The sequence below is a fragment of the Pseudomonas sp. 20-5 genome (genome assembly GCF_056782835.1).
The window spans coordinates 4,027,002-4,049,471 of record NZ_CM165584.1 but is presented as its reverse complement, the minus strand read 5'-3'; the positions used below and the strand labels follow the sequence as shown (position 1 = coordinate 4,049,471).

General features: G+C 68.5%; 20 protein-coding genes. 7 read left to right on the top strand and 13 right to left on the bottom strand.

The features are described from left to right. Nucleotides 1-61: 61 nt before the first annotated feature. Nucleotides 62-727, bottom strand: coding sequence for an O-methyltransferase (locus tag AC1RB9_RS18590; protein ID WP_003082920.1), 666 nt, complete (start codon nt 725-727; stop codon nt 62-64). Nucleotides 728-819: 92 nt separating this feature from the next. Between AC1RB9_RS18590 and AC1RB9_RS18585 the strand changes: the two genes are divergently transcribed. After that, entirely contained in the window at nt 820-1,452 is a 633-nt protein-coding gene (locus AC1RB9_RS18585) for a TetR/AcrR family transcriptional regulator (RefSeq protein ID WP_003158268.1), read from the top strand. Nucleotides 1,453-1,582: 130 nt separating this feature from the next. Here the strand turns inward: AC1RB9_RS18585 and AC1RB9_RS18580 are convergent, their stop codons facing one another. Further along, on the bottom strand, nt 1,583-1,810 hold the full coding sequence (locus AC1RB9_RS18580; protein WP_003082927.1) for a hypothetical protein: 228 nt from the start codon (nt 1,808-1,810) through the stop codon (nt 1,583-1,585). A gap of 170 nt (nt 1,811-1,980) precedes the next feature. Between AC1RB9_RS18580 and AC1RB9_RS18575 the strand changes: the two genes are divergently transcribed. After that, nucleotides 1,981-3,936, top strand: a complete 1,956-nt coding sequence (locus tag AC1RB9_RS18575; RefSeq protein ID WP_003116560.1) for a UvrD-helicase domain-containing protein — start codon at nt 1,981-1,983, stop codon at nt 3,934-3,936. A 19-nt stretch (nt 3,937-3,955) separates the two neighbouring features. On the opposite strand, the gene AC1RB9_RS18570 is transcribed toward AC1RB9_RS18575, so the two are convergent. The 3 genes from AC1RB9_RS18570 to AC1RB9_RS18560 form a co-directional block, all read right to left on the bottom strand. Next, a complete protein-coding gene (locus AC1RB9_RS18570) occupies nt 3,956-4,714 on the bottom strand; it encodes a nucleotidyltransferase domain-containing protein (RefSeq protein WP_003082932.1) in 759 nt (252 codons plus the stop codon). A gap of 35 nt (nt 4,715-4,749) precedes the next feature. Next, nucleotides 4,750-5,691 carry a class I SAM-dependent methyltransferase gene (locus tag AC1RB9_RS18565; RefSeq protein WP_003082935.1) on the bottom strand — a complete coding sequence of 314 codons (942 nt, stop codon included), beginning with the start codon at nt 5,689-5,691 and terminating at the stop codon, nt 4,750-4,752. A gap of 66 nt (nt 5,692-5,757) precedes the next feature. Continuing rightward, entirely contained in the window at nt 5,758-8,181 is a 2,424-nt protein-coding gene (locus AC1RB9_RS18560; protein ID WP_003122958.1) for a DUF3772 domain-containing protein, read from the bottom strand. Between the two features lie 209 nt (nt 8,182-8,390). Here AC1RB9_RS18560 and aphA point away from each other — a divergent pair, with 209 nt between their 5' ends. The 3 genes from aphA to AC1RB9_RS18545 all read left to right on the top strand — a co-directional run bounded on the left by aphA (nt 8,391) and on the right by AC1RB9_RS18545 (nt 11,645). Further along, entirely contained in the window at nt 8,391-9,431 is a 1,041-nt protein-coding gene (gene aphA, locus AC1RB9_RS18555) for an acetylpolyamine amidohydrolase AphA (RefSeq protein ID WP_003082940.1), read from the top strand. Between the two features lie 10 nt (nt 9,432-9,441). Next, entirely contained in the window at nt 9,442-10,533 is a 1,092-nt protein-coding gene (locus tag AC1RB9_RS18550; RefSeq protein WP_003082943.1) for an extracellular solute-binding protein, read from the top strand. Nucleotides 10,534-10,733: 200 nt separating this feature from the next. Beyond that, nucleotides 10,734-11,645, top strand: coding sequence for a DMT family transporter (locus AC1RB9_RS18545; protein WP_003082945.1), 912 nt, complete (start codon nt 10,734-10,736; stop codon nt 11,643-11,645). Here the strand turns inward: AC1RB9_RS18545 and AC1RB9_RS18540 are convergent. Further along, nucleotides 11,605-12,798, bottom strand: coding sequence for an MFS transporter (locus tag AC1RB9_RS18540; protein WP_003082947.1), 1,194 nt, complete (start codon nt 12,796-12,798; stop codon nt 11,605-11,607). The two genes, AC1RB9_RS18545 and AC1RB9_RS18540, sit on opposite strands and share 41 nt — an antisense overlap. A gap of 104 nt (nt 12,799-12,902) precedes the next feature. Here AC1RB9_RS18540 and ptrR point away from each other — a divergent pair, with 104 nt between their 5' ends. Together ptrR and AC1RB9_RS18530 are read left to right on the top strand one after the other, a co-directional pair. After that, on the top strand, nt 12,903-13,775 hold the full coding sequence (gene ptrR, locus AC1RB9_RS18535; protein WP_003082949.1) for a putrescine utilization regulator PtrR: 873 nt from the start codon (nt 12,903-12,905) through the stop codon (nt 13,773-13,775). A 154-nt stretch (nt 13,776-13,929) separates the two neighbouring features. Continuing rightward, nucleotides 13,930-14,064: a PA1414 family protein gene (locus tag AC1RB9_RS18530; protein ID WP_003087006.1), complete on the top strand. Its 135-nt coding sequence runs from the start codon at nt 13,930-13,932 to the stop codon at nt 14,062-14,064. A 59-nt stretch (nt 14,065-14,123) separates the two neighbouring features. Here AC1RB9_RS18530 and AC1RB9_RS18525 read toward each other — a convergent pair whose 3' ends face one another. The 7 genes from AC1RB9_RS18525 to speB form a co-directional block, all read right to left on the bottom strand. Then, nucleotides 14,124-14,852 carry an MBL fold metallo-hydrolase gene (locus AC1RB9_RS18525; protein ID WP_003082954.1) on the bottom strand — a complete coding sequence of 243 codons (729 nt, stop codon included), beginning with the start codon at nt 14,850-14,852 and terminating at the stop codon, nt 14,124-14,126. A gap of 44 nt (nt 14,853-14,896) precedes the next feature. Continuing rightward, on the bottom strand, nt 14,897-16,279 hold the full coding sequence (locus AC1RB9_RS18520) for an FAD-binding oxidoreductase (RefSeq protein WP_003449681.1): 1,383 nt from the start codon (nt 16,277-16,279) through the stop codon (nt 14,897-14,899). Between the two features lie 13 nt (nt 16,280-16,292). Further along, nucleotides 16,293-17,894, bottom strand: a complete 1,602-nt coding sequence (locus AC1RB9_RS18515; RefSeq protein ID WP_033941883.1) for a 5-guanidino-2-oxopentanoate decarboxylase — start codon at nt 17,892-17,894, stop codon at nt 16,293-16,295. A gap of 75 nt (nt 17,895-17,969) precedes the next feature. Further along, a complete protein-coding gene (locus AC1RB9_RS18510) occupies nt 17,970-19,361 on the bottom strand; it encodes a sodium:solute symporter family protein (protein WP_003100479.1) in 1,392 nt (463 codons plus the stop codon). Nucleotides 19,362-19,454: 93 nt separating this feature from the next. Beyond that, nucleotides 19,455-20,966: a purine-cytosine permease family protein gene (locus AC1RB9_RS18505; protein ID WP_003112429.1), complete on the bottom strand. Its 1,512-nt coding sequence runs from the start codon at nt 20,964-20,966 to the stop codon at nt 19,455-19,457. A gap of 18 nt (nt 20,967-20,984) precedes the next feature. Continuing rightward, a complete protein-coding gene (locus AC1RB9_RS18500) occupies nt 20,985-21,404 on the bottom strand; it encodes a YybH family protein (RefSeq protein ID WP_003112430.1) in 420 nt (139 codons plus the stop codon). A 14-nt stretch (nt 21,405-21,418) separates the two neighbouring features. Continuing rightward, nucleotides 21,419-22,378 carry an agmatinase gene (speB, locus tag AC1RB9_RS18495; protein ID WP_003082966.1) on the bottom strand — a complete coding sequence of 320 codons (960 nt, stop codon included), beginning with the start codon at nt 22,376-22,378 and terminating at the stop codon, nt 21,419-21,421. Between the last annotated feature and the right edge of the window lie 92 nt (nt 22,379-22,470).

Genomic DNA, 22,470 nt, shown 5'->3' with positions numbered 1-22,470 from the left:
CTGTCCGGGCGGCATGAGCCAGACCCTAGCAAACCCGCGAGACGCCGTCAGTCGCTAGGCTTCAGCCCAGGCGCATGGACAGCTCGACATCCTCGGCGAAGGGCGTCGACAGGTAGCCGTTGGCCGGCGAGCGGACATGGGCCAGGTACTCGGGACTATGCTCGGCGTTGTCGGCGATCACCAGCGCGCCGGGGCGCAGGCGGCTTTCCAGCAGGGCGAGGACCTCCGGATAGAGCGCCTTGGCGCCGTCCAGCAGGACCAGGTCGATGCTGTCCGGCAGGTCCTTGGCGAGGGTTTGCAGGGCATCACCCTCGCGCAGTTCCACCAGGTCGAGCAGCCCCCCGGCGGCCAGGTTGCGCCGTGCCCGCTCGGCCTTGGAGGGTTCGAACTCGCTGCCGATCAGGCGGCCACCGCCGTTGTCCCGCAGCGCTGCGGCGAGGTGCAGAGTGGACAGGCCGAAGGACGTGCCGAACTCGACGATGCTGCGCGCCGAGCTGCTGCGCGCCAGCATGTAGAGCAGGCAGCCGGTTTCGCGGGAGACGGGCAGCGCCAGGTCCTTCAGGCGGCCGTAGAACTCGCGGTATTCGGTCTTGCTGCCCATGAGGCGCTTCAGTTCGGCCTCCGAGAGGTCGGCGAGGGCGGGACTGTCGCCCGGTGCGCTGGCTTCGGCTTCGGCGAACAGGCGTTGCAGGAGATCGGCGAGCGGGGCGTTGGTGAGGGTATTCATGGATGGCTCCGGGAATGTTTGAGCGCGTAAGTGCGTGGACCTAGAATGCGACGGATTCATCGCATTCCGCCATTCGCATTCCGGAGCCTTCCATGAGCGACAAGCGAAACCCGCGTATTTCCTCGCGCAAGCAGCCGCAGCAGGCCCGTTCCAGTGAGTTGGTGGCGAGCATCCTGGAGGCGGCTGTTCAGGTTCTGGCCAGCGAAGGCGCGCAACGTTTCACCACCGCGCGGGTGGCGGAGCGCGCCGGGGTGAGCATCGGTTCGCTGTACCAGTATTTCCCGAACAAGGCGGCGATCCTCTTCCGCCTGCAAAGCGACGAGTGGCGGCGCACCACGCGTCTGCTCGGCGAGATCCTCGAGGACACCACCCGGCCGCCGCTGGCGCGCTTGCGCCGGCTGGTGCTGGCATTCGTGCGCTCGGAGTGCGAAGAGGCGGCGATACGCGTGGCGCTGAGCGACGCGGCGCCGCTGTATCGCGACGCCGACGAGGCGCGGGAGGTGAAGGCGGAGGGCGCGCGGGTGTTCCAGGCGTTTCTCCGGGAGGCCTTGCCGGAGGTCGCCGAGGCCGAGCGCAGCCTGGCCGGCGACTTGCTCACCACCACGCTCGGCGCGGTCGGCAAGCAGTTCTCCGAACAGCCGCGCAGCGAGGCGGAGATCGAGCGTTACGCTGAGGCCCTGGCCGATATGCTCTGCGCCTATCTCGCCGCCCTTGACGAGCGCTGAGGTGCCGGGTGGACGGAGCAAAACCGTCGCTTGGCCCAGCGGCCCAGGTACGCGGCTGGCGCGTTCGTAGGCTTGGCGGAGCAGGCGTTTATCGGCGGAAGCGACCGGCGTCTGCCGGTCGCGGGAGGGATCAGGCTTCGGCGATGCCGGTGACGACGATGCCGAAGCGGCGCAGCAGCAGTTCCGCCGGCTCGTCGCTTTCCAGCTTGCCGGTGCTGTAGTGGCCCGGCTTGAGGTTGGCCTCGGCCCATTCCAGCAGGTGCTCGGCGACCTCTTCGGGGCTCGGCTTGTGGGGGAACGGCAGGACTTGGCGCTCGGTGGCTTCGTCCTTGCTGTAGGTGATTGCCCAATCGCTCATGGGTAGGCTCCTTGTTTTCGCTGAGTTGGCAGGCCGGCAGGGCCCGAAGGGTAGACCGGCGCGGTCGCGCAAGGGTTGCCCTGGCGCGATGGGCGGTCCGCGTCCGACTGTCGGCCGAGGGCGGAAAACACTTATGATTCAGCCACATGCTTTGTCTGGACCGGTCCCCGATGCTGTCTGCCGTACGGCGCTACAAGTCGATGCTCTCCAGCGCCCTGGCGCGTTGTTTCCCGCGTACCACCGCCTACCTGCAGGCCGAGCGCGAGGCTCGCGAAGCCTTGTTGCAGCCGGCCAAGGCCCGCTCCAGGAAGAACGCCGCGAAGGCTCCGGCCAAGGCCGCCGGCAAGCCTGCGAAGGGCGCCGTTCGGGGGTCTCCACGCAAGCCCGCTGCCGCCTCGCGGCGCGCGCCGCAGGGAATCTATCCGGCTGCCGCACTGAAGGTCGACGAATCCCAGGAGCGCGCCATGCGCGAGCAGGTGGCGCAGGCCGTGACGCTCGGTGTGGTCAGCCCGCCGTCCGAGGAACAGTGGGCGATGATCCTCTGCCGCCAGCCGCTGGCGCGGATCTTCGCCGGTGCCGGCTCGGGCAAGTCGACCACCCTGGTCCTGCGGGTGGTGTTCATGCTCTGCCACCTGGGCGTCGAGCCGCAGCGGCTGACAGTGATTTCCTTCACCAACGCCTCCTGTGCGCAGTTGCGCGAACAATTGCTGCGGCTGCTCGCGCACTGGCAGTACCCGTTCGACGCGGCCCAGGCGCGGCAGTGCGTGCGCACTTTCCATTCGGCGCTCGGCAGCCTGGCCCGCGAGGTGCTCGGCAATCCGCGCTGGTTCGAACAACTGGACGACCGCGACCCCGCCGCCGAGCCGGACAACCCCCTTGCCGCCGGACGCCTGCGTCCGGCCCAGCAGCGCCTGCTGAAGCAGGCCTACCAGCAGTGCTACGCGCAAAGTCCGGCGTTCCGCGCCAAGATCCACAAGCTGCTGGAACTGCCGCCGCCGGCGGAGCCGGAAGAGGGCGCGCGGCGGCAGCCGAAGGCGCCGCTGGAGCCGTTCAAGCTGGCCGGCGAGTTCCAGGCGTTGCCGCTGTACGAAGCCTTCCATGCCCAGGCCGGGTTCGCCGAGAGCCTGGGCCTGCGCGTCGAACGCCTGGACAGCGGCAAGCTGGAATGCGGGTTGCGCGAGAAGATCTTCGTCGAAGCCATGGCACTGTTCTGGGCGAGGTTCCAGGCGCTGTTGCGCGAGGAGGGCCTGATGACCTTCGACGCCGCGTTCCAGCAGCTCGGCGAGCGGATGGCCGGCGGGGCCCTGGCGGAAACGGCGCTGGCGCCGTTCACCCATCTGCTGATCGACGAGTTCCAGGATGTCTCGCCGCAGATCGTCCTCTGGCTACAGGCGTTGCACCGTCGCCTGGCGACCCAGGGCACCGCGCCGAGCCTGATGGCCATCGGCGACGACTGGCAGTCGATCTACGGCTGGCGCGGCAGTTCGCCGGAGCTGTTCATCGACTTCGACCGGCACTTCCCCTCGCGTGGGCGGGGACGCAAGAGCGCGCTGCTGGTGCTGGAAACCAACTACCGCTCCGTCGAACCGATCATTCGCGACGGCGAGAAGGTGCTGGCCGGGGTGCGTTTCAAGCAGGACAAGACCTGCCGCGCGTTCCGCCCGATCCAGCCGGGCGACCATGGCGTGAAGCTGGTGCAGCGTTTCGACCTGCGTGCGCAACTGCCGAAGCTACTGGCGGAAATCCGCGCCCAGTGCGAGCACGCCGCCGCTCGCGAGAGCAGCGAGCGCACCGCGGTGCTGTTGCTGAGCCGGCGCAACGAGCCGTTGCAGGCGATCCAGGCGGAGTTGGATCGCGCGCTGCCGGTGAAGGGCATGACCATCCATCGCGCCAAGGGCCTCCAGGCCGAAGTGGCGATCGTCGTCGACGACTGCCTGCCGGGCGAGAAGCATCCGTTGCGCAACGCGCTGTACGCGGCTTCGGGTTTCTTCCGCAACAGCTACGACCAGGCCATGGAGGACGAAAGCCTGCGCCTGGCCTACGTGGCGATTACCCGTGGCGTCAGCCGGGTGCTCTGGTACACGCGCAAGGCCCAGGGCGCCACGGCCCTGTTGGCCCGACGCTGAGGACGACCGTCTCGGCGGGCTACGCCTGGCGCTGCATCCAGGCGCTGAATGCGCGCAGGCGCTCGATGAACACCGCCGGGTCGGTGACCTGGTCGTCCAGTACGGCCTTGAAATATTCCAGGGCCGGCGCCTGTCCGGGGTGCCGCGCGCGAAACAGCGCCAGGTAATGCTCCAGGGTTTCCGGCCAGACGCTTTCCGTCTCCCCGCGAAGGATGTCGCTGGAGCGGATCAGCTTCTTCGCCGCTTCTCGTTGCAGGCGGCGGCGCTCCTCCTCCGAGGACGCGCTTTCCAGGCGTCGCGCATAGTCTTCCAGCACCTGCGCATAGTCGCCGTTGAGGGCCAGGGCGATGGCTTTCGCCGGACGCAAGGGCGGCAGGGCGCTGGCCAGGTCTTCGCCCCACAGGCAGCGGCAGCGGTGCTTGAGCCAATAGCCCCAGCTATCGCGGTTGGCCGGATCGCGGGCCTGGTCCAGGTGGCCGATATCGAAATCGATCTTGCTGACTTCCGGGTGGCGCGCCTGCAATGCCAGGCGCGCGGTTTCCAGTTGCGCGGCCAGTTCGGGGCTGGGCGGGTCGCGCAGGACCAGGGTCAGGTCGAGGTCGGAGCGCCCCGTGATGGCCTCGCCGCGGGCGACGCTGCCGTACAGGTAGATGCTGTGCACGGCCCGCTCGAACGGAGGCCGGGCCAGGGTCCGGCGCAGGTCGTCGAGCAGGGGGCGAAAGGCCGCCTGCGGTTCGACGCGTGGCGGCAGGGGGATGAAGCCATCGGGCATGTCCATGCCGACAGCCTAGCGACACGCCGCCCGCGCGTCGATCAGCCTGCGTTGCGGAACAGCAGCGCCTTGAGGCCCGCCGCGGGGTCGACATCGGGGAACTCCGGCGGATTCTCCAGGCGTTCGACGAAGTGCAGCGACGGCGCCTCGCGGGCGGTTTCCTCGAGGAGGAAGTCGGGGCCGATGGCCGGGTCATTGATACAGGCCAGCAGGGTGCCGCCGGGCACCAGCAGTTCCGGCAGGCGGCGGAGGATCCTGCGGTAGTCCTGGGTCAGGACGAAGCTGCCTTTCTGGAAGCTCGGCGGATCGACGATCACCAGGTCGTACGGGCCGAGCTTGCGCAGCTTGCCCCAGGACTTGAACAGTTCGTGGCCGAGGAAGCTCACCCGGCCGAGGTCGTGGCCGTTCAGGCGGTGATTGTCGCGGCCGCGGTTGAGCGGGCCGCGGGCCATGTCCAGGTTGACCACCTGGCTGGCGCCGCCGGCAATGGCCGCCACCGAGAAGCCGCAGGTGTAGGCGAACAGGTTGAGCACGCGGCGGCCGGCGGCCTGCTCCTGCACCCAGCGGCGGCCCAGGCGCATGTCGAGGAACAGCCCGGTGTTCTGGTTGCGCCCCAGGTCGAGGCGGAAGCGCAGTCCGTTTTCCACGATGTCCCAGGTTTCCAGCGGCTCGCCCGAAAGCCATTCGCAGGCGCTGTCTGGGCGGTAGCGGTGCTGCAGGACCAGGTGCCGGCCCTGGCTCGCAGCCCAGGCCGGCGCCGTGGTCAGTTGCCCCAGGGTCCGGCGCAAGGCCTGCAGTTCCTCCGGCTGCGGCTCCTTGAACAGAGTCACCAGCAGGACGCCCTGCAGCCAGTCCGCGGTCAATTGTTCCAGGCCCGGCCAGCAGCGGCCGCGACCATGGAACAGACGGCGGGTCTCCGCCGGCGCCGGGGACAGCGCGGCGAGCAGGTGCTGGAGGAGGGTATCGAGGGCTTCGCGATTCATGGCGGTTCGGCGTTGAAAAAGGGGCGGATTCTACCCGTTGCGTGACGGCCAGTCCGCCCCTTCGCTTCAATCGGGCGTCGCGGGCGCAGGCGCGGCGCTGGCCGGGCCGCCATCCTGGATCATCAGCAGGCTCTGCGGCGAGGACAGCGCGATGCCTTCGCTGCGCAAGCGGTCGAGGATGGTGAAGAGCAGGTCGCTGCGCGCGCCGGCCACCGAACGCGGGCTGTTGACGAAGCCGCTGGCGTTGAGCACCAGGCCGTTGCTGGCGAGATCCTTGAACGTCACCGAGGGCGCCGGTGCGTCGAGGATCGCCGGGTGTTCGGCGAAGGCCTGCAGGAGCAGTTCGCGGACCTTCATCGCGTCGGTGTCCAGCGGCAGGGTCAGGTTCACCCCGACCACCCCGAGGGCATTGCCCATGGTCACGTTGCGCACGGTCTGGGAGATGAACTGCGAGTTCGGCACGATCACCGTGGAGCGGTCGCCCATCTGGATCTCGGTGGCGCGCACGTTGATCCGCCGGATATCGCCCTCGACCCCGCCCAGGCTGACCCAGTCGCCGACCTTCACCGGCCGCTCGGTCAGCAGGATCAGGCCGGAAATGAAGTTCTGCACGATGGCCTGCAGGCCGAAGCCGATGCCTACCGAGAGGGCGCTGACCACCCAGGTCAGGCTGGTCAGGTTGATGCGCAGGGTGGACATCACCAGCATCGCCAGGAGCACGAAGCCGAGGTAGCCGACCAGGGTCACCAGCGAGGCGCGCATGCCGGCGTCCATGTTGGTTTCCGGCAGCAACCGCTCGCTCAGCCAGCGCTTGACGATGCGCAGGGCGAACAGGCCGCCGACGAACAGCATCAGGGCGACCAGGATGTCCTGCGGGACGATGTTCAGGTTGCCCAGGGTCTTGCTGCTTTCGCCCAGTTGGGCGAAGCCCTGCAGCAGTTCGCTGGGGCTCGAGCCGACCGGAAGGAAGGCCAGCAGCAGCGCGGTGAGCAGCAGCAGGGTGCGGCCGACCCCGGCCAGCACCGTGCTGGCCTGGGCCTGGTGGCGCGGCGACAGGCCGAGCGCATTGGCCAGCGCCAGGCCGCTGGGATGCTTGGGCGAGAGCAGGGTTTCGCAGATGTCGCCGAAGAAAGCGATCAGCAGGTAGGTGGTGGCCGCGATCACGCTGATCCACAGCAGCTTGCCGGTGAGGAAGTAGGCCAGCGACAGGTAGCCGGTGAACAGGGCGAGGAGGATCGCTGCGATCCATACCGAGGCGACGAAGGGGATCAGCCCGGCGATCCCGCCTGGCCGCTCCAGGTCGTGCTTGCGCCGCACATGGTGGTAGCGCAGCAGGGCGGCGGCGAAGATCAGCGCGGTGACCAGCGCGGTCAGGCCGTTGAGGGCGACGGTCAGGGCCAGGCTGGTGCCGGTGACGCTGTTGATCCGTTCCTCGGTGGCCACCAGCATCAGCGCCACCGCGAGGATCGCCGGGAACGGGCCGAGGGCGCTGGCGATCCTGTCCGGGATCGCCGGCAGCCGCCAGGATGGTCGCGGCAGCATCAGCAGGGCGCGGCCGAGGCCGGCGATGAAGGCGCAGAAGGTCGCCAGGCTCACCAGTTGATCGGTCAGGCTGGCCATGTCGGGGCTCAGGCTGGCGTTGCTTTCCAGGCCCCAGCGCATCAGCGACACCGCGCCGACGATGGTCAGGATGGTCGCCAGCCCGACCGCCAGGGCCAGGGCGCTGCGCCGCAGGCGGCCTTCCGGCAGCCAGCGGATCATCGCCCAGGTAAGCATGCGCTCCAGCAGGCGGCGGCCGAAGCTCCAGATCAGCACGGTGGCCAGCAGGGTTCCGGCGAAGGCCCAGCGGTGTCCGGGCGCGATGGCGCTGTCGAAGGCGACCAGGGCCTCCGCCTTCAGCTTGTCCAGCCGGCGCAGGTCGTCGTCGGTGGGACGGATCAGGGTCGACCAGAAGCTCGGGCTGAACGGTGTCGCCGCGCGGCTGCTGATCTGCGAGTTGAACAGGCTGCGGCGCAGGTTGACGATCTGTGCCGCCAGGTCGCGGGACGACTGGCCGAGCTGGGTGGCCTGGCGTTCGTCATCGAGCAGGGCGTTCTTCTGCCGGGTCAGGGCCTGGCGCTGGGCGGCGAGGCTTTCCGCCTCGTCGGGCTGCGGCGGGCCGATCACTTTCAACTGATCGTCGAGCCGCTCGATGTCGGCCACCCGTAGCGCGAGCAGGGCGTCGGCCTGGCGCTGGACTTGCAGCGCGCTCTGGCGCAACTCGGCGAGGAGGTCGTCGCTGGCGTCGGCGGTGACGCGCTGGCGGATCAGGTCGAGTTGCGCGTTGAGCTGGTCGAGGCTGGCGTCCTCGGCCAGGGCGGGCGGCGCTTCCAGGTCGACGGCCGCCTGCGGAGCCGGCCTGGCGGCCCAGGCCTCGCTGCCCAGGCTCAGGAGCAGGCCCAGGGCCATGGCGAACTGGCAGAGCAACATATGCAGGCTGGCGCGCCTCATCGAATCCCCCTTTCGATCCTGACTGGCTCAAGCAGTATGGACCGGCGCGGGCGCCGAGTAATTCCCCGCGTCGATAATCGCCAGGCGGCGCTAAAGGGACATGGATTCTGGCCATATCGATCCCTTTTTGGCCGCCGCCGCCGTTTTGCCGCGACCGCGCGCTGGGCAGAATCCCTCCACCAAGAACAAGAAACCTGCGAGGTCTCTCCATGCTGAGCGTCTACAGCGACGATCATCGTCTGCACTTCGGCCAGTCGGAACTGGTCGACGGCAAGCTGCAACCCTGTTTCGAAATGCCCAGCCGGGCCGACACCGTGCTGGCCCGGGTGAAGTCGCAGAACCTTGGCGAGGTGATCGCGCCGAAGGATTTCGGCCGCGAGCCGCTGCTGCGCATCCACGACGCCGCCTACCTGGACTTCCTCCAGGGCGCCTGGGCCCGCTGGACCGCCGAAGGCCACAGCGGCGACCTGGTGTCCACCACCTTCCCCGGCCGCCGCCTGCGCCGCGACGGGCCGATCCCCACGGCGCTGATGGGCGAGCTGGGCTACTACAGCTTCGACACCGAGGCGCCGATCACCGCCGGCACCTGGCAGGCCATCTACAGCTCCGCCCAGGTCGCGCTGACCGCCCAGGAGCATATGCGCCAGGGCGCCCGCAGCGCCTTCGCCCTCTGCCGTCCGCCGGGCCATCACGCCGGTGGCGACTTCATGGGCGGCTACTGCTTCCTCAACAATGCCGCCATCGCCACCCAGGCGTTCCTCGACCAGGGTGCCCGGCGCGTGGCGATCCTCGATGTCGACTATCACCATGGCAACGGCACCCAGGACATTTTCTACCGCCGCGACGATGTTCTGTTCGCCTCGATCCATGGCGATCCGCGGGTCGAATACCCGTACTTCCTCGGCTACGCGGACGAGCGCGGCGAAGGCGCCGGCGAGGGCTGCAACCACAACTATCCGCTGGCCCATGGCAGCGGCTGGGACCTCTGGTCGGCGGCGCTCGACGACGCCTGCGTGCGGATCGCCGGCTACGCCCCGGATGCCCTGGTGATTTCCCTTGGCGTGGACACCTACAAGGAAGACCCGATCTCCCAGTTCAAGCTGGATTCGCCGGACTACCTGCGGATGGGCGAGCGCATCGCCCGGCTGGGCCTGCCGACCCTGTTCATCATGGAAGGCGGCTATGCGGTGGAAGCCATCGGCATCAACGCGGTCAACGTGCTGCAGGGCTACGAAGGCGCGGCCCGCTGAGGAGCGAAGCATGCAATCGACTCGCAAGCTGCTGGCCGGCCTCGCGCTGGCCGTTTCCGCCGGGCTGGTCCAGGCCGCGCCGGAAGTACGGATCTACAACTGGTTCGACTACATCGCCCCGGACACCCTGAAGAACTTCCAGGCGCAGACCGGCATCGCGCCGAAGTACGACGTCTACGACAGCAACGAGGTGCTCGAGGCCAAGCTGCTGTCCGGGCATTCCGGCTACGACCTGGTGGTGCCCAGCGACAGCTTCCTGCCCAACTACCTGAAGGCCGAGGTGTTCCAGCCGCTGGACAAGAGCAAGCTGCCGAACTGGAAGAACCTCAACCCGGCCCTGCTCAAGGTGCTCGCCGGCAAGGACCCCGGCAACCGCTACGTGATGCCCTACATGTGGGGCACCAACGGCATCGCCTACAACCTCGACAAGGTCCGCGCGGTGCTCGGCGACGATGCGCCGCTGGACTCCTGGGACCTGGTGTTCAAGCCGGAGAACCTGGCGAAGCTGCAACAGTGCGGCGTGGCCTTCCTCGACTCGCCCACCGAGGTGATCCCCGAGGTGCTGCACTATCTCGGCCTGTCGCCCAACAGCCACCAGCCGGAAGACTACCGCCGAGCCGAGGAGCACCTGGCGAAGCTGCGCCCGTACATCACCTACTTCAGTTCCTCGAAGTTTGTCAGCGACCTGGCCAACGGCAACGTCTGCGTGGCCATCGCCTGGTCCGGCGGAGCGATGCAGGCGGCCAACCGGGCCAGGGAAGCGAAGAACGGCATACGCATCGAGTACCGCATCCCGAAGGAGGGCGCCGCGGCCTGGTTCGACGTGCTGGCGATTCCGCGCGACGCGAAGAACGTCGAGCAGGCGCACGCCTTCCTCGACTACCTGCTGCGCCCGGAGGTAGTGGCGCCGATCTCCGACTACGTGGCCTACGCCAACCCGAACAAGGCGGCGGACGGCCTGATCTCGGCGGAGTTGCGCGACAACCCGAACGTCTACCCGCCGGAAGAAGTGCAGGCCAGGCTGTATTCGGTGGAAATGCTGCCGCCGAAGCTGGAGCGGCTGCGCACGCGGACCTGGAGCAAGATCAAGACCGGCAAGTGAGCGGCCGCGGCCAGATGGCGGGTTCGCAGGACGGATAGCGTCCCCCAGGCCAGGCCAGGCAAGCAGGCCGGAACCGCCGCCCACGGCCCGCTGGAGGTCGCTTCCAGGCTTCGACCGGGCGCGCCGGCTTGTCCATAATGGCGCTGCCCGACGGTCGCCGCTGGCGGCCGCTTCCTTCCATGCCTGCCTGTGAGTCCGCCATGCGTAAGTCCGCCGATGCCTTCGCCTTCCAGACCATGCTGTTGCTCTGCGTGATCTGGGGCATCCAGCAGGTGACCATCAAGTGGGCGGCGACGGACATCGCGCCGGTCATGCAGGCGGCCATCCGTTCCGGCATCGCCGCCGCCCTGGTCGGCCTGCTGATGTGCTGGCGCGGCGGCTGGGAGGGCTTGCGCCAGGGCACCCTGGGCGCCGGCCTGCTGACCGGCACGCTGTTCGCCCTGGAGTTCCTGTTCATCGCCCTCGGCCTGCAATACACCACGGCTTCGCACATGTCGGTGTTCCTCTATACCGCGCCGATCTTCTCTGCCCTCGGGCTGCACTTCCTGCTTCCCAGCGAACGCCTGCGGCCCTTGCAGTGGCTGGGCGTGGCGGTGTGCTTCGGCGGCATAGCGGTGGCCTTCGGCGGAGGCCTGTCGTGGGCGGAAATGGATGGGCGGATGCTGCTCGGCGACGCTTTCGGCCTGCTCGCCGGGATGTCCTGGGGCGCGACCACGGTGGCAGTGCGCGGCACCCGGCTGTCCGAGGCACCGCCAAGCCTGACGCTGTTCTACCAATTGTTCGTGGCATGCGCCGGGTTATTGCTGATCGCTCTTTTCAGCGGCCAGTTCGGCGAGGTCCGCTGGACCCCGGTGAGCACCGCCAGCGTGCTGTTCCAGGGCGTGGTGGTGTCGTTCGCCAGCTACTTCTGCTGGTTCTGGCTACTGCGTCGCTACCTGGCGAACAACCTGGCGATCTTCTCCTTCATGACCCCCCTGTTCGGCGTCACCTTCGGTGTATTGCTGCTGGGCGAGCCGCTCAGCCTGAACTTCGTCGCCGGCGCGGCGCTGGTCCTCGCCGGCATCACCCTGGTCAGCGGCGAGCAGTGGCTGCGACGCCTGCTGCGACGCTGAGCGAGTGCGGCCGGCGCAACAGCAGGCCGGCGGAGACCAGGCCGAGCCCGGCGAGCGCCAGCGCCGGTTGCAGGCCGCCGGCGAAATGCGTGCTGAGCGCCGCCAGCAGCGGGCCGAGCAACTGGCCGAGGGCGAAACCGGTGGTCAGTTGGCCGGCGTTGCGCTGCGGCGTATGCGGCGCCAGTTCGCGGGCGTATTGCATCACCAGTTGCATGCCGGCGAGGAACGGCAGGCCGGTCAGCACTACCCCCAGGGCCAGCCCGCCGATCCCTGGCAGCAGGCAGGCGAGCACGCCGAGGGCCTGTAGCCAGAGCGCGCCGACCAGCCAGCGGCGGGTGCCGTCCGGGCGCTGCCGGCGCAGGCTGATCAGCACTACCCCGGTGGCCGAGGCCAGGCCGAAGCAGGGCCAGAACAGGTCGGCCTGCCATTGCCCGTGGAAACGCGCCGCGGCCATCTGCGAGAGAAAGGTGGCCGGGATGATATAGCCGAGGCCGACCAGTCCGTAGGCCCAGGTCAGGCGGCCGAGGCCGGCGTTCTCGCTTGCCGTGGCAGGCGCGTCGTGGCCGGCGCTGCGTGCGGCCGGGCGCGGCAGCAGCGGCAGGAGCATGAGGATCAGGACCAGCGCGAGGTCGGCGAAGAGCTTCCAGATGAACACCGAGTCCTGGCCCAGGGCGTTGCCCAATGCCGCCAGCAGGCCGGTGACCATCACCCCGATGCCGGGGCCGGCGAACACCAGCGCGCCCAGCCGGGCCCGACCGCTTTCCGCGGCGAGGCGCTGGCTGAGGGCGGTGACCATGATCAGTACCCAGGCGCTGGCCACGCCAAGACCGAAGCGCAGCAGCGCGTGCGGCCAGAAGCCCTCGGCCCAGACCGAGGCCAGGGTCAGGCCGAAGCAGGCCCATAGCCCGACCAGCAGGCGCAAGCGCGCCTGCCGCGCTTCGCGGGCGAACAGCGCGTCCAGCGCGCCGACCAGGTAGCCGAGGTAGTTGGCGGCGGCCAGCAGGCCGGCGCCGGTCAGGTCGAGCTGGCCTTCGCGGATCAGGTGCGGCAGTTGCGGGGTCAGGGAGAAGCGTCCGACCCCCATGGCGACCACCAGCGCCAGCAGGCAGGCGAGCAGGCCGACCAGCGGCGAACGAAGAAAATCACGGGACATGTGCGGATTCCTGCCGGGGGATGAATGGCAGCAGGTTAGGTCTTGCGGCAATTCTGTAAAAATGAATAATCGTGAATTACTTGTTCTGTTTTGGAGAATTAACCGTGGAGTTCGGCCAGTTGAGGATCTTCCAGGCGGTCGCCGAGGAAGGCTCCATCGCCCGCGCCGCCGAGCGCCTGCACCGGGTGCCGTCGAACCTGTCGACGCGCCTGCGGCAACTGGAGGAACAGCTTGGCGTCGACCTGTTCCTCCGCGAACGCCAGCGCCTGCAACTGTCGCCGGCCGGCAAGGTCCTGCTGGACTACGCCGCGCGGCTGTTCGCCCTGCAAGAGGAGGCGCGCGCGGCGGTGCAGGGGGGCGAACCGGTGGGCGACTTCGCCCTCGGCTCGATGTACAGCACCGCGGCGATCCACCTGCCGCCGCGCCTGGCGGAATACCACCGGCGCTATCCGGCGGTGAACCTGCAATTGCAGACCGCGCCCAGCGGCGAGCTGGTCGAGTCGCTGCTGGGCGGGCGCCTGGATGCCGTGCTGGTGGACGGCCCGCTGGACTTCGACGGTCTGGAGGGCCTGCCGATGTTCGAGGAGCGCATGGTGCTGGTCACCGAGAATGGCCACCCGCCGGTGCGCGGTCCCGAGGACGTGGCCGGCAGCGCGGTGATCGCCTTCCGCCCGCGCTGCTCCTATCGCCTGCTGCTGGAGTCCTGGTTCGCCAGCGCGCGGGTGAGCATGGGCCGGGTGATGGAGATCGAGTCCTACCACAGCATGCTGGCCTGCGTGGTGGCCGGCGGCGGGGTGGCGCTGATGCCGGTGTCGATGCTGCAAAGCCTGCCGGGGCGGGAGTCGGTGGCGGTGCATGCGCTGGCCGAACCGTTCGCCCGGGCGAATACCTGGCTGGTCTGGCGCAAGGGCATGGTCGGCGCCAACCTGAAGGCCTGGATCGGTCTCCTGCAAGGGCGGGAATCGGCGTTGGCTTGATTCAGGTCAGGGTCCGGGGCCGGTTTCCCGCAGTAAAGTTGTTTCCAAGGACGGAGTGGAACGTGCGGAGAGTGGGACGCCGGTCTACTCTTTCCTAGGGCGACCTGACTTGTCAGGTCGCCCGATTCTTCTTCCCTTGGACAAGGGGCCTGTCATGAAACTCTGGCTGCAAAACCTGGCGTGGCAACTCGGTGTCGCCCTTGGCCTGATCGAGCCCCCGCGCATGCAACCCATCCCGGTGGAAAACGACGAGCAACGCCGGCGCCTCGCCGCGCGGCAACGTCGCTGAGCCGGTTCCCCGACGCTCTGGCATCCGCCTGCGGCGCTGGCCAGAGTCCCGGTTTTGGTCTATCGATCGTGGTTCCTGAACCAGGCGACGATCATTTCCCTCAAACGCTCCCCGGAAAAGCTCGCGAAATGCCCGCCATGCACGGTGCGCACCGGTAGCTCGCGCAGGCGCGCGAGGCTGGCGGCATAGTCGTCGAGGTTGGAATGATAGGCGTCCTCGACCAGCGGACCGTCGTAGACGATGTCGCCGGAAAACAGCGTCTGTGTTGCCGCTTCCCACAGGCTGATGCCGCCCGGCGAGTGCCCGGGCGTGTGCAGCACTTGCAGCACGCGGTCGCCGAGATCGAGCACGTCGCCTTCGTCGATCAGTCGGGTCGCCGGCGCTGCTCGCACCCGGTATTCGGCGTAGCACAGCGGGCACTCCGGATGCGCCTCGAACATCTCGTCGCCGACATAGGCGCGCGCCAGGGTGTTGTCGCCGTCCGGCGCGGCGAGGATCTCCGCCTCGGCCGGATGCGCCAGGCGCTCGGCGAATTCGTGGTGGCCGGCGATATGGTCGAAGTGGGTGTGGCTGGCCACCGCCAGCAGCGGTCGTTCGGTGAGCCAGGGCAGTTGCTCGCGCAGGCTGACCAGACCGGAGCCGCTGTCCACCAGCACGTCGCGCTCGCGGCCCTGGACATGCCACATGTTGCAGCGATAGAAGGGGCGCACGTAGGGCTCGTGGATCAGGCTGATACCGTTGTAGAAGTGCCGGGTTTCGAACCAGCGGTCGCGGCTGACGATTCTCATCGCGGTCTCTGTCGGTGGAAAGGCTATCCCAGAAGGATAGGCGTTCAGGGTATGACCTTGCCCGGGTTGAACAGCCCGCTGGGGTCGAGCAGTTCCTTGATCTGCGCCATCAGCGCGAGCTTCAGCGGATCGGCGTAGCGTCCCAGGGCTTCCTTCTTCTCCAGGCCGATGCCGTGCTCGGCGGAGATCACGCCAGCGCATTCGCCCAACTCGCCGTAGAGGATTTCCTCCACCGCCTGGTGCAGCGGCAGCAGCGGGACGTCGGCGGCGAGCATGACGTGCAGGTTGCCGTCGAGGAAATGGCCGAAGAGGAAGACCTGCATGCCCTTCACCAGGTCGTCCAGGCGCCGCCGGATGCGCTTGACGTAGCCGGCCAGGGCCGGCACCGGCAGCGATACGTCGAAGGACAGGCTGTCGACGCCGGCGTGGATGGCCGCGTCGGAGTCTTCGCGCAGGCGCCAGATGGCCAGGCGCTGGGTTTCGTTGGCGGCGAGCAGGGCGTCTTCCACCAGCCCGTCCTCGAAGCAGTCTTCCAGCAGGGCGGTGAGCGCCTCGCCGGCATCCAGGTGGCGGTCCTCGGCCAGCTCCACCAGCAGGTAGAGAGGGCAGGGCGCCAGGCTCGGCGCGCTGTCGCCCATGGGGGCGGCGGTGCATTGCAGGTAGTCGTGCCAGAGGATCTCGCAGGCGAACAGGCGTTCGGCGTGCTCGCGGCGCAGGCGCGCGGCGATGGTGATCGCCGCGTCGACGTCGGGCAGGCCGAGCAGGGCGGTGGCGCCGGGACGCTGCAACGGCTCCAGGCGCAGTACCGCACGGGTGACGATGCCGAGGGTGCCTTCGGCGCCGACGAACAACTGCTTGAGGTCGTAGCCGGTGGTGTTCTTCAGCAGCCCGCGCAGGTCGCTGTAGACGCTGCCGTCGGCGAGTACCGCTTCCAGGCCGAGCACGCGCTGGCGCATGGTGCCGAAGCGGAAGGCGCGGATGCCGCCGGCGTTGGTCGCGACCAGCCCGCCGATGCTGGCGCTGCCGCGCGCGGCGAGATCGATGCCGGGGTCGAGTCCGGCCTCGGCGGCCAGCGCCTGGGCCTGTTCGAGGGTGACGCCGGCGTCGAGGTCGAGGGTCTGGCTGGCCGCATCCAGCCGATGTATGCGGTTCAGCCTGCGCAGCGAGAGCAGCACGTCGCCGGCTTGCGCGGCGCCGCCGCCGACCAGGCCGGTGAGTCCGCCCTGGGGTACCAGGGCGCGTCCCGCCTGGCGGCACAGACGCACCACGGCGGCGACCTGGTCGGTGCTTTCCGGCAGGACCAGGAAGCTTCCGGCGAGGTTCTGCGGATGGTAGCCGGGGTCCTGCCCGGCGAGCGCGGTACTGTCGCGCACGCCACGGGCGCCGAGGATCTCGCAGAGGGAGCGGTAGAGTTCGGAATCGTCCATGGCGGGCTCCGGGTCAGGGATGGAAGGGCGCGGCTTGCAGCACCTCGACGATCAGCGGACGGTCCGCCGGGGCGCCGCGCAGCAGTTCGCGCAGGTGTTCGAGATCGCGCGCGCGTTCGGCGGCGCAGCCGAAGCCGCGGGCGATGGCGAGGAAGTCCGGGGTGTAGATATCGACCCCGAGCGGAGTGATCTCGCGCCGCTCCATGTAGCGCTTGATCTCGCCATAGCCGTGGTTGTTCCACAGCAGCACGACGATGCCGACCTTGGCTTCCACCGCGCTGGCCAGTTCCGGCAGGGTGAACTGCAGGCCGCCATCGCCCATCAGGCTGACCACCGGGCGTCCCGGCTCACCGAGCTTGGCGCCGATGGCGGCGGGCAGGCCATAGCCGAGGGTGCCGTAGCCGGTGGAGGCGTTGAACCAGCGGCGCGGCTCGTCGAGATCGACCAGGTGGTTGCCGCTGTAGACGGTCTGGGTCGAATCGCCGACGAAGCGGGCGTCCGGCCACTCGGCGAGGATCGCGGCGAACAGCTGGCGATAGTGCGACCAGCCGGCGAAGTCTTCGGCCAGGCGCTGGCGCACGGCGGCGGCGCGCCGGGCCCCGGGGCTGTCCGGCGAGGCCTCGCCGCCCGGCAGTTCGGCCAGCAGCACGCGCATGGCCAGCCGGGCGTCGCTGTGGATGGCCAGGCTCGGCGTGTAGTTGCGCATCAGTTGCTGCGGGTCGATGTCGATGCGGATCAACTCGCCATCGAGGGCGAAGCCGCCGTCGAACACCACGTCGTAGTCGGTTTCGCCCAGCTCGGTGCCGATGGCCAGCACCACGTCGGCCTCGGCGGCCAGCTCGCGTACCGGCACGCAGGACTGGTTGCTGCCCAGCAGCAGCGGGTGGTCGGCCGGTAGCAGGCCCTTGGCGTTGATCGTCAGGGCGGTCGGCGCGTCCAGCGCGGCGGCCAGGGCACGCGCTTCGGCGGCGGCCTCGACGCAGCCGCCGCCGAGCAGCAGCAGTGGCTTCTTCGCGTTGCGCAGGCGCGCTGCGGCCTCGCGCAAGGGCGCGAGGGCCGGCGCCGGGCGGCTGGCGACGGTGCGTGGGCGCAGGGCCAGGTGTTCGGCGGGAGCGGTGATGACGTCGAGCGGCAGCTCGATGTGCACCGGCCGCGGCCGCTCGCTGTCGAACACGGCGAAGGCGCGGGCGAGCACCGCCGGCAGCTCCTCGGCGCTCATCAGGGTATGGCTGAAGGCGCAGACGTTGCCTACCAGGTTGCGCTGGTTCGGCATCTCGTGCAGGTAGCCGTTGCCGTGGGCCAGGCGCGCGCGTTCGTTGACGCTGGAGATCACCAGCATCGGAATCGAGTCGGCGTAGGCCTGGGCCATGGCGGTGAGGATGTTGGTCATCCCCGGGCCGGTGATGATGAAGCACACGCCGGGCTTGCCGGTGACCCGTGCGTAGCCGTCCGCCATGAAGCCGGCGCCCTGCTCGTGGCGCGGGGTGACATGGCGGATACGGCTGCCGGGCAGGCCGCGATAGAGCTCTACGGTATGCACGCCGGGGATGCCGAAGACGGTCTCGACGCCCCAGGCTTCGAGTTGCTTGACGAGGAATTCGCCGCAGGTGGTCATGGCCGTTCCTTTTTCATGTTCTCGGGAATGGAAAAGGCGAGGGAAAGTCCCTCGCCTGTCGGGGTTGTGCCTGGTTCAGGCGGCGCTGGCGACACCCGTCGGGCGCCGCGAGAACAGGCTGACCAGGACGAAGCTGAGCAGGCCGACCGCCAGGCTGTAGTAGATCGGCGTATTGGCGTCGAGGCCGTCCTTGATCATGAACACCAGTACGGTAAGGAAGCCCAGGGTCATGCTGGTGATGGCGCCGGCGGTGGTGGCGCGCTTCCAGTAGATCGCGCCGATCAGCGGGATCAGCATGCCGCCTACCAGCAGGTTGTAGGCCACGGTCAGGGCGCTGATCACGTCGCTGACCACCAGGGCGATGCCGAGCACTACCAGGCCCAGCAGCAGGGTCGCGATGCGGTTCTCGTGCACGTCGCCGTTGTCGGACTGGCCGCGGCCGCGGCGCAGGCGCGGCAGCAGGTCCTGGGTGACGGTGGTGGACGCCGCCAGCAGGCCGGCGCTGGCGGTGGACATCAGCGCCGCCAGGGCGGCGGCGATGACCAGGCCGCGGATGCCGTTCGGCAGGCTGTGCTCGACCACACTGGCGAAGGCGTTGTTGACGTTCTCCAGGTCCGGCAGCAGGACCTTGGCGGCCATCCCGATCAGCGCCCCGGCCATGCCGTAGAGCACGCAGTAGATACCGGCGGCGGAGCCGGCGACCTTGGCCACGGTCTCGCTGCGGGCGGTGAACACCCGCTGCCAGATGTCCTGGCCGATGAAGATGCCGAAGAAGTAGATCAGGAAGTAGGTGACGATGGTGTCCCAGCCGATCGCGGTGAAGTCGAAGTAGCTGGCCGGCAGCTTGGCTACCAGGGCGTCCCAGCCGCCGGCGTCGTTGATCGACAGCGGCATCAGCAGGAACACCAGGCCGACGGTCATGATCAGGAACTGCACGATGTCGGTCAGGGTCAGCGACCACATGCCGCCGATGGTGGAGTAGAGCACCACGACGCCGCCGCCGATCAGGATCGAGACCCAGAACGGCAGGCCGAACAGGACCTGCATGACGGTGCCGATGGCGATGGTCGAGGTGGCGCCGATCATCAGTGCGTAGACCAGCATGATCAGGGCGCTGGCGTGGCGCGCGGCGGGGTTGTAGCGACGCTCCAGGACCTGGGTGACGGTGTAGATCTTCAGCTTCAGCAGCGGCTTGGCCAGGAACAGGCTGAGGCCGACGATGCCGAGGCCGATCGCGCCGCACAGCCAGAAGCCGGAGATGCCATGGACGTAGCCCAGGCGCACGGTGCCGATGGTGGAGGCGCCGCCGAGGACGGTGGCGGCCATGGTTCCCAGGTAGAAGCCGGGGCCGAGGTTGCGGCCGGCCACCAGGTAGTCGTCGCGGGTCTTGGCGCGGCGCATGCCGTACCAGCCCAGCGCGATCATGCCCGCGGCGTAGATCAGAACGACGAATATGTCGAGGGCCATATCAGGTCTCCCAAGTTTCTCATTGTCATTGTTGTATCCGGCGAGGCGCCGGAAGCGCGGGACGCTGGCGTCCCGCCGTGTGTGTACCCCACCTCAGGCGGTGGCTATCGCCGGTGCCCTCCGCGTGCCGTGCGCGCGCACCCAGCGCGGTCCTCGCGGGCCATAGACGCAAGGCGGTTCCGGGAACAGGCGCAGCAGTGCCAGGTAGAGCAGGGCGGCCAGGCCGAGGGCGACCGGCAGGCTGAGGTCGATGCCGCCGGCCAGTTCGCCGAGCGGACCGACGAATTGCCCCGGCAGGTTGACGAAGGCCAGGCCGGCTGCCGCGCTGGGAATCCAGGCACCCATTCCGCGCCAGTTCCAGCCGTGCTCGAACCAGTAGGCGCCGCCGCGCTGGCCGCGGGTGAACACCTGCAGGTCGTCCGGGCGGTAGAAGCCGCGACGGGTCAGCAGGCCGATCAGCATGATCACCATCCACGGGGTGGTGCAGGTGACGATCAGCACGGCGAAGGTAGAGACGCTCTGCACCAGGTTGAAGGCGAAGCGGCCGACGAAGATGAAGCCGATCGAGGCGACCCCGATCAGCACCGTGGCCTGCACCCGCGAGAGCAGGCGCGGGAACACGCTGGACATGTCCAGCCCGGTGCCGTACAGCGAAGTGGTGCCGGTGGACATGCCGCCGATCACCGCGATCAGGCATACCGGCAGGAAGAACCAGCCGGGAGCGATGGCCAGCAGGCCGCCGACGTAGTTGTTGGCAGCGATGTAGTCCGGCGCGCGGACGGCGACGATGGTCGCGGTGGCGAGGCCGAACAGGAAGGGAACCAGGGTCGCCAGCTGCGCGCCGATCACCGCTAGCATGATCCGTGCCTGCGAGGTCTGGCGCGGGATGTAGCGGGCCCAGTCGCCCAGGAAGGCGCCGAAGGAGATCGGATTGCTCATGGCCAGCAGGGTGGCGCCGATGAAGGCGGCCCAGAAGCCCGGCTGGCCGAGTTGCACGCTGCCGGCGTAGGCGGCGTCGAAGGGGCCGGCGAAGGCGAACAGGCCGAGCAGGAACAGCAGGCTGGCGGCCCACACGGCGATCCTGTTGACCAGCAGCATGAAGCGGAAGCCGTAGATGCATACGGTCAGCACCAGCACGGCGAACAGGCCGTAGGCCAGGCCCAGGTTCAGTTCGCTCTCTTCCAGGCCGACCAGGCGCCGGGCGCCGCCGACCAGGGCATCGCCGGAACTCCACACCGAGAGCGAGAAGAAGGCGATGGCGGTCAGCAGCGAGAGGAAGGAGCCGACGATGCGCCCGTGCACGCCGAAGTGCGCGCCGGAGGAGACCGCGTTGTTGGTGCCGTTGAGCGGGCCGAACAGGCCCATCGGGGCGAGGATCAGCGCGCCCAGCGTGACGCCCAGCAGGATCGCCCACAGCCCGGCCTGGAAGGACAGCCCGAAGAGCACCGGAAAGCTGCCGAGCACGGCGGTGGCGAAGGTATTGGCGCCGCCGAAGATCATGCGGAACAGATCGACCGGCGTGGCGTTGCGTTCGTGGTCGGGAATCTGTTCGACCCCGAAGGTTTCGATGCGTGTGATTGCGTGTTGGTTATTGTTGTTATCCATGACGTTCTCCCGGGAGAGCTAGCTAGTCGATGGCAGGTACTCCGGCATCGCCGACAAGTGCTCATGGCAGGCCAGCCAACGGCCTTCTTGTTGTTCTAGGCGGAACAGGATGGTTTCCCGTTCCCGGTTCAGGCTTTCCGTTCCCTGGAGGCGCAGCCGGGTGGCGACATCGTGGCTGAAGATCGCCAGGTCGCCTTGCAGGCTGACGCAGGTATTGCTGGATTCGCACGCCAGCACTTCGAAGCCGTCCTCGCGTCGCCAGCGCTCCCACAACTTGCGGTAGGCCGCGCGCGAGCGCAGCGGCTGAGGCCAGTTGTGGAAGATGAAGCTGGCGTCCTCGCTGAAGGCGGCGAAATAGGCCTCGGCATCGTTGCGGGCGAAGGCCGCCACCAGTCGGCGGGCGGCCTCCAGCACCTGTTCGACGCGGTCGTCGGTCATGGTCGCGCTACGGCTCAGCGACGCACCACGCCCGGGAGGACGCAGAGCATTTCATAGAGCAGGTTGGCGCCCAGCAACGAAGTGTTGCCGGTGGTGTCGTAGGGCGGCGAGACTTCGACCAGGTCGCAGCCGATCAGGTCCAGGCCCTGGCAGCCGCGGATGATTTCCATCGCCTGGATGGTGGTCAGGCCGCCGATTTCCGGGGTGCCGGTGCCGGGCGCCCAGGCCGGGTCGATGCCGTCGATGTCGAAGCTCAGGTAGACGGGGCCGCCGCCGACCTTCTCGCGGACCTCGGCCATCAGCGGCTCCAGCGACTTGTGCCAGCACTCCTCGGCCTGCACCACGCGGAAGCCCTGCTTGCGGCTCCAGTTGAAGTCCTCGGCGGTGTAGCCCTGGGCGCGCAGGCCGATCTGCACAACACGGTCGCAATCCAGCAGGTCTTCTTCCACCGCGCGGCGGAAGGTGGTGCCGTGGGCGATCTTCTCGCCGAACATGTGGTCGTTGACGTCGGCGTGGGCGTCGACGTGGACCAGGCCGACCTTGCCGTGCTTCTTCTTGATCGCGCGGAGGATCGGCAGGGTGATGGTGTGGTCGCCGCCGAGGGTCAGCGGGAGGATGCCGTGACCGAGGATGCGGTCGTATTCCTGCTCGATGATGCGCACGGCTTCCAGCAGGTTGAAGGTGTTGATCGCGACGTCGCCGATGTCCGCCACGTTCAGCGAGTCGAAGGGGGCGGCGCCGGTGGCCATGTTGTAGGGACGGATCATCACCGATTCGGCGCGGATCTCGCGGGGGCCGAAGCGGGTACCGGAGCGCAGGGAGGTGCCGATGTCGAGGGGCACGCCGACGAAGGCGGCATCGAGGGCGTCGAGTTCGGCGGGGGACTGGACATGGGGCAGGCGCATCATGGTGGCGATGCCGCCGAAGCGGGGCATTTCATTGCCGCCCAGGGGCTGGTGGAGATTCTTGTCCACGGGGTGGCCTCACGGTCGTTGTGGTTGTTTTAGGGGTCGGACGGATTCTCTTCACAGCCGGTAGCGAGTCAAATCGCTGGCTACAAATAATC